Source organism: Paenibacillus sp. LjRoot56 (assembly GCF_964253335.1).
Lineage (GTDB): Bacteria > Bacillota > Bacilli > Paenibacillales > NBRC-103111 > Paenibacillus_E > Paenibacillus_E allorhizoplanae.
The window spans coordinates 1,891,243-1,906,941 of sequence record NZ_CAXURV020000001.1 but is presented as its reverse complement, the minus strand read 5'-3'; the positions used below and the strand labels follow the sequence as shown (position 1 = coordinate 1,906,941).

Genomic DNA, 15,699 nt, shown 5'->3' with positions numbered 1-15,699 from the left:
TCGCATCGACGTTCGGTCAGTCTTATTAGAATTGACGGTATACAACAGATTCATAATCAAGTCGTTTTTTATCAAGTTCACGTTGTTCACGGTGTACCTGAAGCCAGGAACTGATACATACGACAACAATGCTAGCAAAGAGTAGAAACCCCAGCGCCTTCCACCAAAAACTGCCTGTGACAGATGGATTGACCCCCATGATCAAAATTAGGACTGGAAGAAACCACATTAGGTTTCCAATATATATCCGAATCACTTTTCGTTTTAACAAGCTTCTCTATCCCCTAAAATGGATTCGCGTTCCGTATATCTTTCGCAGCACCCTACCACTTTAGGACCGTCAATCTCTACTCAGTAATCGTCCAATTTATGGAAAAAGAAAAGCATCAATTAAATCGTATTATTTGGCGTATCCACAACATCCGGATCCACTGTATTGGTACTTCCATTGAGTACATTCTGAACACTTCCAAAGCTATCCCCTGGCGAAAACGAGTTAGCTCCCGCAAAGATTTTGGAGCTGCTGGTAAGGCTAATTGCCAAAGTATCGCCAATCTGGACATTGGAACCCTGAGCGACATTGAGGATTTTGATTCCACCGTTAATAATTGCAGGCATGCTCCGGCCACTCCCTTCCAACTCTTAACCATTGTATGTGTTCAGGCGCCTATTGGTCACTTGTTGGTTGGATGGATAATTGTATGAGTATAAAGAAGAACAGGTCCTAATGAACCTGTTCTTCTTTCGTGGAACATTCATACTCGATGACAACCATCTGATGACACGCCAGCTTAGGTATTGTATAGAAAACCGTCTGTTCTTCGTACGTAAAGGGGAGTTCTGTCATCTGCGGTGCCATATATACGTTCTTCACGTGATTGGAAGTTCGCACAGAAACCTGAACGTCATACATAGGAACAATATCTTCGATGACTTCGATGTTTTTCCCTCGACGGATTGGGGTTGCGTACAGCAAGTGATTAACCAGACGATTCTCTTCTTTTTGGTCCTGCAGTGTGACGACGCCTTGTGCCGGAAGATTGGTTTGCAGCGTCTTGTCAGGGAGCAAACGATCCAAGGCATGCAGGACCGCTTCCTTCAATATGAGGCTGCCTTTGGTCGCATAATCTTCAAATATGTTCCATGCGATATATACACCTCTTTCGCTTTCCACCATACCCGGTCCTCCATATACATAGCTGCTTGGCGTATGCTGGTGCGAGCAGAACGTAAACAGATCACGGTTAAAATAAGGGTTCTCACGGTGTGCAAGCTCGGTTCCGCCTGCGAGTTCGATTTTTTGTCCTTGTGAATAGAAAATGTAGGAGGCTTCTCTACAGCTTCCAAGATTGAACAGTGGGCGGAAATAGTCGGGGCGGTAGGGATTTATCCCTACATGCCGTACCCCGAGGTCGATTGTAAATCGGGTGCCCTCCGGATTAAGACAGGACCAGCCCGTCGCGAGAATTTTGCCACCCTGGAGTAAGAAATGCTCCAATTTGCTCTGAAGCTCTTCCTCCATCGCTACATAATCCGGTAATATGAGCACCTTATAAGCTGTAAAATCATTCTCCTGATCAATGACATCGAACAGGAATTTGCCCTCAAGCAGCATGCGCACAGCCCCTGCGTCGGAATCTGACGTGGTCACATTGGCCTTCGGATGCAAGCCGGTTGCTTCCAACGTTAGCAGCGCCACATCGGCAACACTCGTCGTCTTCACGCACCATGCCTCTTTGGCCTCGATCTCGCGATACGCCGCGCCAATCAGTGCATAGGTCGCTGCATCCATATAACCGTCAGGGTGCAGCTGATCGCCTATCGAACAACGGGCACCATTGGCGATACTGAGCGCAGTTTCGTAACGGAGTGCGTTCGGGTGCTTATAACCGCCGAATTCCCCCCAAGACGTATGGAATTTCCCCGTCATACCTAGAAAATCAACGCCAAGCGTTTGCGCGTATCTAGCCGATAGCGGGAAGTGGTCATAACCCCAACCACCCGTCGGCAACGATTCCAGCTCTAAATGTGTGTTCATATCTATCAAATCGCGTCGACCTCGCGCAATGTGTCCGCCATTGTGGAAGATTGGCAGCCCTGGTTTGATCGATTGGACCGTTTCCTTCACCCTCGTCGTATAATTCGCGTAAGTTTTCTCCCATAACCTTTGCATAGCCTTCTCATCACGTGGATCCTTGCCTTCCTGGCGAACATTCTCTACACAGCTATGACAGTAGCACTTGCGTATGCCAATTATGTCTAAAAATAGGCCGTCCAAATCATATCGGGACACGACTTCCCGGATCTGATCGATCAAGATTTCCAAATAGGGAGAGTTTAAGCAAAACTGGTGATAACCCGGCAGCAAAAAGCCTTTGACCCAATTCGTTTGGTCGTTCGCATCACGGATAAGCCATTCCGGGTGTCGTCTTGCCAGTTTTTCATCCAAGCCAGCCGATAGGTATACAGGTGTTTTCACATGAATGTCATGTGCAGCCTCAATCATGGCGGCAAGCAAATCGAAACTCAGCCCAGGATGAGTTTCATTCGCCTCTGACGGATGGTAAGCCCAGCCGTGATGACATTTGGAGAAAATTGTAACGGAATCCACATGGCCAAGCTTAAGCATTTCCTGAAACTGCCCCTTATCAAAACGTTCTCCAATCGGCGCTATGGCTTCGGAGGTGTGAAAATCAAGATGCACCTGACGAAATCGCATGTGTTCTCTTCCTTTCTATTTCATACTTACACGATGTGCAACGCTTAATTGAACGGGTTCAGTGTATACAACAACATGACAGGACTAACCTGCATGTATACGTCTGGGCTAGCTGCCCAGCGTGAAGATATAAGCGATATACCGTCAATGGATGAGTATCACGACTTGGTATCTCTACGGTTTCCACATGCGCCGACAGCTCTAGCGGTTCAAATCGTAAAACGACGTTTCCCTTCTCTCCCAGCCAGGTTACCTCGCCACCGCTGATATCAGGTTTATGGAAACTGATGAAATGCTCCGTTATGCTCCGTTCTGACTCTACAGTCCCCTCATTAAACACGAAATGATCCGTTAACGTTAACCTTGCGCTGGCCTCTTCTTGGCAAACCTTCCACTCGAAGGACCGGTGGAACAGATGGATCCGTGCCTCGGGTCTATAGGCATGCGTCAAATCCAGTTCAAACCTGACGGAGCCATGATCCATTTCGTTTCTCGTGACGATTGCCCTGTATGCTTCACCAGCTGCCTGTTGTTCTCCATTGATAATAGGAACCGAGTGACCCCCTGAAGATGCGTGCAGGTGGTCATAGCGTTCTTTCCCGAAGTATTCGCGGGTGTACACCCCCATTCCGAGATCTGCCAACAGCGTATCGCCCGCGATATGGATGATAAAATGCCCGAGGTCATTATGGTTGTGAGGCTCGTTGTTATGACCTCCTTTGGCCGAGAAGGCAAGCAAACCCTTCGAGGTTTCGCGCTTATCCACCAGCCAATCTGTACTGGCAAAGTAAAAGGTCCCATCCGCTCCTGGAGCATGCAGCCATTGCGTCTCTGTCCACATCATGTTGCGGAAAGTGAACGGCCAGCGATAGCAATGATCTTCATGAAACGAAGGCACACACGTCATTTTCGGTGGAGCGATGCCGAGTCTGCGGCACAAACGACTGATCAGTCCAGTAGCCGGTCTGAAGGTTGGCCTGCAATCCGAATAATTGATGCAGGAAGAATCGCTGAGTGAAACGGCTGCCGGGAATTCGGCAATCCTTTTGATCTTGTCCTGATTTAACAAATCTATCGTCCCGTTAGTAAACTCATAAAGCATCTCAACCCAATAAACAAAATAACCAAAACCGTACCGCCAGTATCCGAGCCCCTCCGGACAGCAGCCGTCATTTCCATATCCCACAAGGAAGCTTTCCATGGCGCTCACTACCCTGTCCTGCATACCTGCGAGCCGCTCCTGATCATCGATCAGCAACAGCGCCGCCATACCGACAGCACCGCTGCATACGGCCGACCAATTGTTCGTCTTTGAAGTCCAAATGAAATGATGAGCACTTTCAAACACGGGCTGGAACACACGATGCTCAATTTCTTGCTTCACCCGGATCGTTACCCAGTCATTCAAGCGGTTCCCGACGAGATACAGCACTTCTGCCAAAGCATGCGCCGTTTCAGCGGCGAACAAGTCCACATAGCGGTTCGGAGGAACACGCGCCGTCAACACTTTCTCTATTGTATCGGGTAGATGCGCTGGTACAGCCCAGGCATATTCATTACAAATTTCCCAGATTAGATTTTCCAACGTCATTTTATACGTATCGCTATTATCAAGTGCCATCGTCAAGGCAAGAGCAAGCAAGCGTCCTCTTCGCTCAAAATAAGGCTTTTCGAATTCCTTACGAGTTCCTGTTGAATGAAATGCCTGGAAATCCGCAAAAGACAGGAGAGGAACAGGCTCACGCCTGGCCCTCTCCGCTTCCTCATGTATTTCCTCTATCAATCCTGCTAAGTGCGGAGCTTCCAGCAATTCCTTTCTTTTCGCCGGTGTCCAGGCCCCGCCTATCAGCGTTGTTGGCCTTTCTTGCACGGCTAATATCGCTTCTCTTAACTGATGGAACGAAATCATGTTGTTCTCCTTCTTGGCTTAACGTCTACTGCAAGACACTCGCAACCCTGAGGAGTATCTGCGCAGCAACTGATGTGATATGCTTGCCACTTTGTGCTTCTACTTCGTGAAGAAATGCATTCAACTTGCTATGCTGCAGCTTTTCTACCAGACTGTTCGCGATTCCCTTATTATCAATCCATGACATGGCTGTAAACTTAGTAATTAGCGACTGCAGCGATTGGATGTCAGCATAGGTTTGGAACGTGACAGTAACATTCCGTTCGTTCCCTACTGTATCAACCCCCTTCACGATAAGCGCATGCATCCCAAGAGGGAGCGTATACAGTGGAATCTGATTCCCCTCATAGACTTGCTGATCGTCAAGCCATAACTTCGTCTTGGACTGATCTACACCGGACAAAGAATCGGTAAGCGTAAATTGAGGTATTAGCACTTCACTGGCACTCAACGCCTGATTCGCGCTTGGCGTAGAAACGGCGATAACCGGAGCCGACATATCTAGCTGAACACCTACCGTTTGAACGGTCTCCTCGTTCCCTGCTTGATCGATAGAACGATAAGAAACAGCGTGGATGCCATCCGTATTGATTACAATCGGAGTCAGATAGGGCTGCCAAGTCGCTCCTCCATTTTCACTATACACAGTACGCGTCACGCCAGAAGTCGCATCAGACGCTGACAGTGTCAGGGTAACCGGATGGACGTACCATCCATTCGGTCCGTCCGGCTGCGCCGGTGACAGCACAGACGTTGTAATTGGCGCTGCCTGGTCAAGATGAAGCGTGATCGCCTTCGCTGTCTCCATATTTGCTGCCAGATCAGTTGAACGGTATCGGAAGTCAATCGCTCCGTTATCCTGGTCGAGCGTAAGTGGCGATGTATACACGCTCCAATTCGCTCCGCCGTCCAGACTGTAGTTCGTTTGTGACAAAGTGGACGATCCTTCGCCTCGACCCAACTGAATCGTAATCGGATGCACGAACCAGTTATTGGCTCCATCTGGCTGAGTAGGAGCGATAGTTGCTTCCGTGATCGGTTTGCGAAGCTGCGTGACCACGATGTCGTCAAACTGCAGATTATCGAAACCGCCTGCATAGAACCCAATCGTTCCGGTCAAATTGTGCGCTGGATCGGAAGCTTTTAACTTGAGCACCCCATTGACGAATAGAGAGATATTCGCGTCGTTCACGATCAGCTCAAGGGTATACTCCGTATTAGGAGCCAAATCCTCATAGTTCAAATTGGACTGTTTCACAGTCGCCCATGAACCGTTATAAAGAATCCATTGCGACGCTCCGTCCACCGTCTTCCGGTACCCGATTCGGTCGCCGCTGCCGGAAACCAAGCGATCAAATATATAAAACGTCGCTGCGCTCGGGATCGTGGCCGGTGTCTTCAGTTTGAACGTCAAATCGTAGTTCGTGAACGAACGCGGAGATGTGGCAGACGCCCCTTTCAAAAGCCGATACTTATGGTCGCCATTCACGGTTATAATGCTACGATTCGGATCCACTGGCCAGCCGCCTCCGCCGGATTCAAAATCCGTCTTCAGCAGAACATCCGACACGATGATGTGACTTGTCGCTGACGCTTCAGGCGTCTCGACCGACGTCACGGTAATGTCCGTCTCCCCAGATCCGACGGCGGTAACCAAGCCGTTTGCATCGACCACGGCTACACTTGGATTGCTCGATGTCCAATAAACAGCGTGATTTACACTGTCTGAAGGATCAAAGCTCACCTGCAGCTTCAGCTGTTCATCCGCCCCGATATTTGCGCTGGTTCGATCCAACAGCAGCCCGGCAACCTTCGTGGTCGGCACAGACAGCTTGATATCGTCGAACAATAGATAATCAAAGCCGCCTGCATAAAAGCCGACCGTACCGGATGGATTATACGTCGCATCCGTCGCCTTAAGCTTCAGCACGCCACCCACATAGAGGCTGATGTCAGCACCTTTTACAAGCAACTTGACGCTATACTCGGTATCCGGTGCCAAATCCGAGTATGGCAGGTTCACTTCCTTAACGGTCCCCCAGGCCTTATTATAGAGAAGCCATTTGGACGTACCGTCCTCAAGCTTGCGGTAACCGATGCGTCCCCCACCGTTCGAACCTAGCCTGTCGAAGAAATAAATCGTGCCTAGGCTTGGCATGGTTGGCGGCGTCTTCATCTTGAATGTCAGTTCGTAATTGGTATATTCGTTCGGCGAAACTGCCGTTGCGCCTTTCAGCACTTTATACATATGATTGCCAGCCATATCGATGACGGACCGATTCGGATCCACCGGCCAGCTATTTCGCCCCGTCTCAAAATCGGTATATTCATAAATACCGTCTCCGATCTCGACGTTAATCATGACTTCATCTTGAAGCAGCGGGTTTTCTGCTGAAGTGACTGTGATGACTGCTTGGCCGATAGCCGCCCCCTTCATCGTTCCTTTGCTGTCCACTTTGACAACACTCGGATCGCTGGACGTAAATAACAGCTTTGGATTCGTGGCGTCCCAAGGTAACACGGCCGTGTGCAGCTCATATGCTTTGCCAATTCCAATCGTCACGTTTGCATCATAGGCACGAACACCTTGTACTGGAATGGTATCTGGCGCCAGATACGGTCCCGCTTTGCCAATAATCCCTATGTCGTCAAAAGGAATCGGATGGAAGCCGGGTATTTGCTGGAAAACTGCAGCATCGTTTTTTAGATTGAGATCACCAGCCGCCAGATTTACAAAGCCAGGATCGCTGTTCGTCACCCAGTTATTCGCATACTGCAGCAGATTAAACTTATCGTAAGCCCCTTGCGCATTAGTAATGCTGCTGCGGGCCCTGGTAGGGTTATAGATCACATTATTCTCTAAGGTGTTCGTGGTCGGATAATACCGATTCTCCGTAAAGAAGTCCGCGAGCTCCGGATATTTGACCAAATACGGCGTCCCTACAAAATTATTATTTTGGGCAAACAACGTCTGCCATTTCGGCATGTAGTTCTTCGGGATCTGCTTATCTGGTGCGTCACCTAGATAGATGTCGGCATAATCATAAGGTACTTCACTATCGATAAACAGATTATTCCGAGTCTTGATGTGCGCCCCACCGTTATTTTTAATTGCGGAATTGCCCATTTTGTAGAAAATATTATCTTCAATCGTCAGCCCCATTGTGAAATTGTCTGGATAAACGCCTTCTACCCCAGCTTTGGATTCACCAATATTATGAAAATAATTCCCTCGAATGACGGTCCCTCGCTGTTGCGGTGTCTCGCCTGCGTTCATATAGATGGCTCCGAGATCGGAGAACATTTTACATACATCATAAATGTTGTTGGAATCCACTAAGTGGTCGTTGCCAAAGATTAGAATACCGGGATGCGGCGCATCGTGAATTTCATTGTGTGACACACGGTTGCCGACACCGGTCAGAATGACGCTAGGATTGTACGCCTTGTGATAATAAGCGAAATCGTGAATATGAGAATTTTCCACATAGTTGTTACCAGGCTCCAGCGTGACACGGCTGCCTCCGTTCAAAGTGACCGCTGTCCCGCCGATATGATGGATGTGACTGTTTGTTATTCCGTGATTCACCCCCGTTGCTGTCGCAAAATCATTGTATAACCACCGGCTTGGCGTATTAATCTGCACACCGCCGTTTGTAAAGTTGCGGATTTCACAATGGGATAGCAGCACATGATCACCACCCATAATCACCACAGCCGAATCGCGCCCATTCTCCAAAGTCAGATCCTCGAACGTAACATAGGATGCCCCTACCGAATTAATCATCGGTGTTTTCAGCATCGTAACGGTTATCTCGGGATGCTCATCTTCAAACGATGCTGTCGGCATGAAGTACAAGACCCCCTGCGTACGGTCAATGTAGTATTCGCCGGGCATATCGATCTCCTCGAGCAAATTTTGCGCGAAATGGAAATCCGGATACCAGTTCTTGAACAAGCCGCTCATTTCGCCGTAGCGCAATGTAATCTGCTTATTTAATGTATCAATCGAAGCGATTTTGTTATACGACCATTCCCAGCTGTAACCGAAAATACCATCCAGCCAAATGTCGTCGGCATTCGTCCAGTATTGCGGCCTGTCGTACGTGTAACTGAACGTCCCTCCTCGATCCTGCAGATCAGAATCCTTACGTGTCGGCCCCGCATCAATAATGTCACCCATTTGCACCGTACCGCTATTCGGCCAGCGCGCAAGTGTCATACCTTCACCTGCCACGTACAGCTCCATCGGTGGAACCTGACTGACATCGTTCGCCTTATAGTAACCGTGTCGGCTCATCACGCCGTAATCCGAAATGCCGTGACTACTCAGATCAACCTGCAGCACTTTGGTACGGGCGTCGGCACTAATGATCCGCTGCAGAATCGCCGGGTTGGTAACTTGTGTAAACCAACTCTTGTCGAGCGATTGACCACCGGACAGACTTACCTTCTCGTTCGGATAGGCTTTGTACGTGATCGGACTGTCAGCCGTGCCGGAGTCCTGCTGCTCGATCTGGAAGCTGGATGTTCGATTATACGTGCCGCCCCGCAAATAAACGGTCACACCGCCATCCGGCAAGCCGGAAGTGCTCTTCAACTGACGAACTGCATCTCGAGCCTTTTCTAGTGTTTGAAAAGGCTCATCGATTCCGCCCCCATTGGAATCGCTTCCATCTGTGGCCACATAGAAGGCCGTTTCCGGTAATCCGGATTCGGCCTGAACGGCAGGTAAAACGAACAGATTCAACATCATGGCAGTGATCGCGAGAATAATTGCTTTTTTTCTAAGCATATCTCTACATCCCTTCGCAAAATAAATTTAACTTGTCACTGGAGAGACGTATTCAGGACTGCGCTATCCTTTCACCGAACCAATCATTGTACCTTTCTCGAAATAACGAAGCAGGAAAGGATACATCACCAACACTGGAAGGGCGGATACGATTACCGCTGCCATCTTCAAACTCTCTGGCGCAGGCGGAATTTCATTCACTGCCGTCGTAAACGGATCGAGCCTGTTCTCAATCAGAATTTGCCGGACAATCTGCTGCAACACGAATTTGGATTGATCAGTCACATACAGCAAATTGTCCATAAAGGCATTAATGTGATACACAAGCGACCAGAGGCCTATCGTAACCAAAACGGGAACCGAGAGCGGTAAAATGATGCGAGTGAGAATACGCAGATCACGAGCTCCGTCAATCCGCGCAGCCTCAATCAGCGCATCTGGAATCGAGCGGAAGAATGAAATCATGACCAGTACTTGGAAAGCGTTTGCCGCATGTGGCAGCACGTAGACCCACCGCGTATTCAGCAGATGCAACTCTTTTATAAGCAGATAGTTCGGCACGATCCCACCATCGAAGATCATTGTAAATAGCAGGAGTAACACGAGAACCCGCTTCCATGGCATTTCATTGCGAGACAGCGGGTAGGCTGCGCATACGGTAACGATCAGTGTAAGTGCTGTGCCGACGACCATACGGAACAGCGTATTGCTGTACCCTTTCCAGATGAACGGATAGGTCAGCAATTCCTTGTAGGGCGTCAAGGTAAGATCCCTTGGAAACCAGTGAAAGCCATTGCGGAGCGCTTCTCCCCTTCCGCTTAGCGAAACCGACAGCACGTGAATAAACGGGTAGACGACAATAATGGCGAGTGCGCCAAGTACGATATAAATCAAGCTGACGCTCAAACGATCCTGCCAGTTTCTACTTCTCATGTTGCAAATCCTCCTACCATAAGCCGCTCTCTCCCTTACTCAGTTTGCGCACAGTGAAGTTAGCCCCTAGAATCAGCAGCAAACCTACCAGCGACTTAAACAAGCCGATCGCAGCCGTATAACTGTATTGAAATTGCTGTAGTCCTACGCGATAGACGTAAGTGTCAATCACATCTCCTGTTTCAAAGGTGACTGGATTAAGCAAGTTGATAATTTGTTCAAAGTTCGCGCTCAAGAAGCCGCCTAGGCTGAGAATGAACATAATTGCTATGGTTGGCATAATCGACGGAATATTAATATGATACAAACGTTGCCAGCGATTCGCCCCATCGATCGTCGCAGATTCGTGCAGTTCCGGATTAATGCCTGACAACGCAGCAAAATAAATAATCGAACCCCAGCCGATATCCTTCAAGATGGCCGAGCCAACCACAATGGAGCGGAAATATTCCTTATTACCCATGTAAAATACAGGTTTTCCTCCGAACCAGCTGACGATCTCAGCCACAATACCCGTGGTCGGCGACAGGAAATAGATGACGAGACCGGACATGATGACCCACGAAACGAAATGCGGCAAATACATCGTCATCTGCACGAAGCGCTGAAAAAAGCGGGATCTGATCTCATTAAGCAGAAGCGCCAGCACGATCGGTGCGGGAAAGGCGAACAGCAGCAAGTACAGATTCAGCAGCAGCGTATTACTCAGCAACCGATAGAAATCGGCTGAATGAAACAGCGCCTCGAAATGCTTAAAGCCTACCCAAGGACTGCCCCATATCCCATCGATAACGCGAAAATCCTTGAATGCAATGAGTACCCCGTAGATCGGGCCATATTTGAATACGAGAAAAAAGGCAAAAGCAAACAGATAGAGCGCAAATAGCTCCCTATTCTTCAAAATCATCTTCATGTCTTTGCACTTCCTCAGGGCCAGTTGCGTCTCCTCCCCCGGCAGCGGCAAACGGCTTGCTTACCGGGGATGCGGATTCGCTTCTCAAGCTGATTATTTTTTAAATTGCTTCTGGTACATGTCGTTGGCTTCCTTAGTCAACTCGTCTCCACCCTTAGCTTTCCACTCCGCCACATACTTATCGAAATCACTTAGCGGCAATTCTCCACTAATCATTTGAGCAAAATATTTCTGCGTCAGTGCCGTCAAGTCTTTTTTATACTTTCCATCTGACAGAAGCGCAGCGAACAACAGTGCATCCGTCTGGTTCGGCGCAGAAGAATACGTACGAACGGCTTCGTTCATCTGCGGATTGGAATATTTATCTCTATAAGCCCGAGTCGTGATATTACCAAGCGAGAACAATCGAATGCCAACAGCATCACGTTGTTCCTGCTTTTCAAAGCCCGTTAAGACTTTCGTTGCGCCAGAAGTCGCTCCGCTGGCTACAAAATCCCATTGCGTTCCTTTGACACCCAAGCTCGTCATATTGATCGTTTCTTCGTCATTGCTTTCTGCACGCAATATTTCAAAAATTTTGTTCAGCTTAGCTGGATCATTCTTCACCTTGTTGCCAAGGACAATGTAATTACTTTTTACTCCCCAATCCCAGCTGCCGCTGCCGCCAGGTCCTTTCGGATTTTTACCCAGTTGGAGCTTCGCACTCGGATTGATGTCTTTCATCGCAATAATTGTCGCACCATCGGCGAGCGCTGCTTTTCCGACTTGCTCCTCAATCACACCGATCCGACTGTTATACAGTTTCTTGCGGTACGAATCTTGTGTATCCGTAATATATTCAGGATCGATCACGCCGTCTGCATACCATTTGCGCAATTTCTCAAGAGCAGCCTTTGCTTCTGGCATAATGGAACCGTTCATGATCTGTCCTTGTTTTTCGTGCCACATGGTTGGTTGTACACCAAAAGCGCCAAATATGGAGTAAAAGCCCGTTGACCAAGTCGACGTCGCCGTACCGGTCAAGCCGTAGGTATCGTTCTTACCGTTGCCATCAGGGTCTTTCTTCGCGAAAGCATAAGCCGCCTGCTCGAATTCATCCAGTGTCTCTGGAAGCTTCGTGATACCGACTTTGTCGAGCCAGTCTTTGCGCCATAACATCGTAAGGTCATAAGGTTTCAAATCGATAAACATCGGGACTGCCCATAGCTTGTTGCTAAACGTTACCGTCTGGAACAGCGCCTTCGACTGTTCAACATCTTTATAGTATTCAGGCATTTTCTCTTTCACCATATTGGGGTCCAGGTCCATCAAAACACCTTGTGCTTGGTAGGCAGAGACATTGGATGGATCACCCAGCATGAACACATCTGGTACGTCACCGGAAGCGATACTGGCGTCGGTCACTTTGACCGGCTTGATTTTAATATTGAATTTCTGTTCTAACCACTTCTGAACTGGGGTATCAGCAACGACGGCTGGCGCTTGGAATTGAATGCCCCACGTAATTTCAATCGGCTTTGCAGCAGCGCTCGGTTGACTTGATTCGGCAACTGTTTTCTTTTCTGTGGAACACCCGCTAAGTACGCTTGCAGCCATACTTGCTGCTAAGACGGTGAGTGCGACTGGTTTCATTTTATAGATAGGCACAATAATCTCCCCCTGCTTCACATCATGAATTCCGTTCCTTAACTCGCTCTACCCCGGCCGGGAATTGGGAACGGTTACATCCTTTACGATATCTGGTGGCTCACAACTACACAATCATCTCATTCGATTTTTGTTATGTTTTTCCTTTCCGTGGCTGTTTGTATAGTATTATGTTATCCGATTTTTCGTATGTTTTTCGCCTCTCACCTTCCCCTTATTTCATTCTGTGCTATAATTTGCTTGGTGCTGAGTATGACATCCACCTGATATTGAAAACGCTAACACTAGGAAAGGAGGGTCTGGATGCCTAGTCTTCAATTGATTCGCAACCGATCTCTCTTCGTCAAACTACTGTTATCCATGACGGCGATCGTCATCGTCACTGTCATCCTCATTTCTTCGGTTACCTATACAATTTCTGCCGATACGAGCATTCAGAATTCGATTGAATATAATCAATCCATCATGGAGCAGCAGCGGGAACTGATTCATAAAGAACTGAATGCGATACAGAGTATCGCCTCCAGCATGGTCATGACCCAATCCTACCTGTATCACAAAATAAACGATAAACTAAGTGTGTCTTCCCTCATTGACTTGACACGATTTCTGGAGGAGCAGCAGAAACTGAGTCCTTATATCGATTCCATTTATCTCGTATACAATAAACTCGATCTCATTCTGACCTCACGTTCCGATATGAAAATGTCCCCTTTATCTTCCTTCACCGACCGTTCTTGGCTGACGGCAATGAGTGAAGACACCGCGAACCGGACCTTGTGGCTTACCAATCGTCCTGGCAATACGGTAAAAGGGACACTTGCCACCAGTTTAATGCAGAAAATGCCGCTCATTGGTCCAGTTGATGGGGCCATTGTGATCAATTTGAAGCTCGACCTGCTCTTTAAAGAATATTTGAGCCATTACCATAATAAGAAGGGGCTGACGCTTGTCCTCGGATCACAAGGCGAGCCTCTCTATAGTGAAACGGAAGAAGCGGCAGCCCTAATCGGGAAGTTTGATCAAAGCGTGCTGTCCGCTCCGGGAAGCGGCTCATACGTCGACGATCGACGGTGGATCGTGACCTACACCACGTCTAATGTGACAGGCTGGAAGTTTGTCAATTTGACTAAGCGATCCGTCCTGCTTGAGGGCTTGAGCCGGATTAAACTGATCGTAGCTGCCGTTTCCGTTCTTTACGTCACTGTTGCCATTTTGCTGCTGTTTTATATCTCACAAAGACTATACCGGCCGCTCAAAAGCGTTCTCACCTATATTAGTGGGGGAGAAAGAGCAAGCTCAGAAACCTCCCTGCCGGCCGCCGACGAAGCGAGCTTCATTCAGCAGGCATTCGAACGGCTTCGTCATAGCCGGGAAACAATCCTTAGCGAAAAGGAAAGAGTAGAAACGTTGCTTGGCGACAACCGTTCAGCGATTAAGGAGAAATATTTGAGCGATCTCATCAAGGGGCGGGCGATTTCTCAGCAGAGCAGTGGGCAGGAGAAGGATGCAGCAGAGCTTTTGGGACTTAAACTGGATTTCGAACGATTTGCCCTCCTGACAATCGAGTTGGAGGAACAATCCCTACTGAATGATTCAACTGGCAATCTCCATTTTCATCTATTTCAATATGGCTTAATTGAAGAGCTTGGACCCGAAATCAACGGTGAAATCTTCGCTAGGGATGATGAACGCACCATCATCATCATTGTTGCTGTGCCTGCCAACCAAGATGATTTCCCAATTGAGCTTGCGAGAAAACTACAACGAAATATGGAGAGCCGCTACAACATACTTGCAACGATCGGCCTGAGCCGCATCCATACGGGTGTGTTTTCGGCACAAACTGCCTACGAAGAATCGGTCGAAGCGCTCAGCCTGAAAATGTATGTCGGCAAAGGCGAAATCGTGCCTTATACGATCGTTAGCTCTTGGAAGCAGGATGAAGAAACCTATTTTTACCCATACGAGCTAGAGACAAAGCTGCTTCAGGCGCTGCTTCAGCTGAACGAAGAGGAATGTGCGGAGACGATTAGCCGTATTACGAAAGAGGTGACCGCCCGCAGACTGGGGAAAGCCAACGTGCAGCAACTCTTTTTTCAATTAAGCGGTGAGATTGTAAAGACGCTGGTGCAAACTGGCGGAGATATGACCGCTGTACTCGGTGATCGACCGTTCGTGCTGTCCGGTATTCAGACGCTTCGTGATATGGAAGCACGCTTGATGGAGATGTGCACCCAAATCATTGCGCACAATCGGGAGAAGCGGTTGAAGCTCAATGATATGACCTTGCAGCTTGCTACCGAATTTATGGAGAAGAACTATAATAACAACATTACAATCGAGACGGTTGCCGGTCACGTGCAGCGAAGCACGTCCTTTTTGAGCCGTATCTTCAAGGAAACTACAGGTACAACGATCAACGACCATTTGATTCATTTGCGAATCAAACGAGCTTGTGAGCTGCTACGACAGCCAAAATATTCGCTCGAGGACATATGCCGTGAAATCGGCTATGCCAACGTCAGCTACTTCAGCAAGCTGTTCAAATCCCGCATGGGGAGTACGCCTGGTCAATATCGGCTACTGCAAACGGTAGATCAGAACCCGGTGGGAGGCTTGGAACACTCGGAGTAGTAATGCTAAGAAGAAGCTGTCTTCAAAGACAACTGTCATGAGAAGATATAGTGTTAGATCGGCCCCCTTGATGTTACGGGATTTGTGTATTGAAACGTTGTCATGTTTATAAAATTAAGAATTGTTCTGGATCTAAAAATTAAACA

The 15,699-nt window shown here is 48.3% G+C and carries 9 protein-coding genes; 1 reads left to right on the top strand and 8 read right to left on the bottom strand.

Going from position 1 to position 15,699, the window contains the following annotated elements; translation table 11 throughout:
- Nucleotides 1-25: 25 nt before the first annotated feature.
- The 8 genes from ACSQ8O_RS08535 to ACSQ8O_RS08500 form a co-directional block, all read right to left on the bottom strand.
- A complete protein-coding gene (locus tag ACSQ8O_RS08535) occupies nt 26-271 on the bottom strand; it encodes a hypothetical protein (RefSeq protein ID WP_436241215.1) in 246 nt (81 codons plus the stop codon).
- Nucleotides 272-390: 119 nt separating this feature from the next.
- Nucleotides 391-618, bottom strand: coding sequence for a spore germination protein (locus ACSQ8O_RS08530; protein WP_436241214.1), 228 nt, complete (start codon nt 616-618; stop codon nt 391-393).
- A 106-nt stretch (nt 619-724) separates the two neighbouring features.
- Nucleotides 725-2,719: a beta-galactosidase trimerization domain-containing protein gene (locus ACSQ8O_RS08525; RefSeq protein WP_436241213.1), complete on the bottom strand. Its 1,995-nt coding sequence runs from the start codon at nt 2,717-2,719 to the stop codon at nt 725-727.
- A 58-nt stretch (nt 2,720-2,777) separates the two neighbouring features.
- Nucleotides 2,778-4,628, bottom strand: a complete 1,851-nt coding sequence (locus tag ACSQ8O_RS08520; protein ID WP_436241212.1) for a hypothetical protein — start codon at nt 4,626-4,628, stop codon at nt 2,778-2,780.
- Between the two features lie 25 nt (nt 4,629-4,653).
- Nucleotides 4,654-9,423, bottom strand: a complete 4,770-nt coding sequence (locus tag ACSQ8O_RS08515; protein WP_436241211.1) for an OmpL47-type beta-barrel domain-containing protein — start codon at nt 9,421-9,423, stop codon at nt 4,654-4,656.
- A 63-nt stretch (nt 9,424-9,486) separates the two neighbouring features.
- Nucleotides 9,487-10,356 carry a carbohydrate ABC transporter permease gene (locus tag ACSQ8O_RS08510; RefSeq protein ID WP_436241210.1) on the bottom strand — a complete coding sequence of 290 codons (870 nt, stop codon included), beginning with the start codon at nt 10,354-10,356 and terminating at the stop codon, nt 9,487-9,489.
- 13 nt (nt 10,357-10,369) lie between these two features.
- Nucleotides 10,370-11,269, bottom strand: a complete 900-nt coding sequence (locus tag ACSQ8O_RS08505) for an ABC transporter permease (protein ID WP_436241209.1) — start codon at nt 11,267-11,269, stop codon at nt 10,370-10,372.
- Between the two features lie 93 nt (nt 11,270-11,362).
- Nucleotides 11,363-12,916: an extracellular solute-binding protein gene (locus tag ACSQ8O_RS08500; protein ID WP_436241208.1), complete on the bottom strand. Its 1,554-nt coding sequence runs from the start codon at nt 12,914-12,916 to the stop codon at nt 11,363-11,365.
- A gap of 303 nt (nt 12,917-13,219) precedes the next feature.
- On the opposite strand from ACSQ8O_RS08500, the gene ACSQ8O_RS08495 reads away from it, so the two are divergent.
- Nucleotides 13,220-15,553 carry a helix-turn-helix domain-containing protein gene (locus tag ACSQ8O_RS08495; RefSeq protein ID WP_436241207.1) on the top strand — a complete coding sequence of 778 codons (2,334 nt, stop codon included), beginning with the start codon at nt 13,220-13,222 and terminating at the stop codon, nt 15,551-15,553.
- Nucleotides 15,554-15,699: the final 146 nt, after the last annotated feature.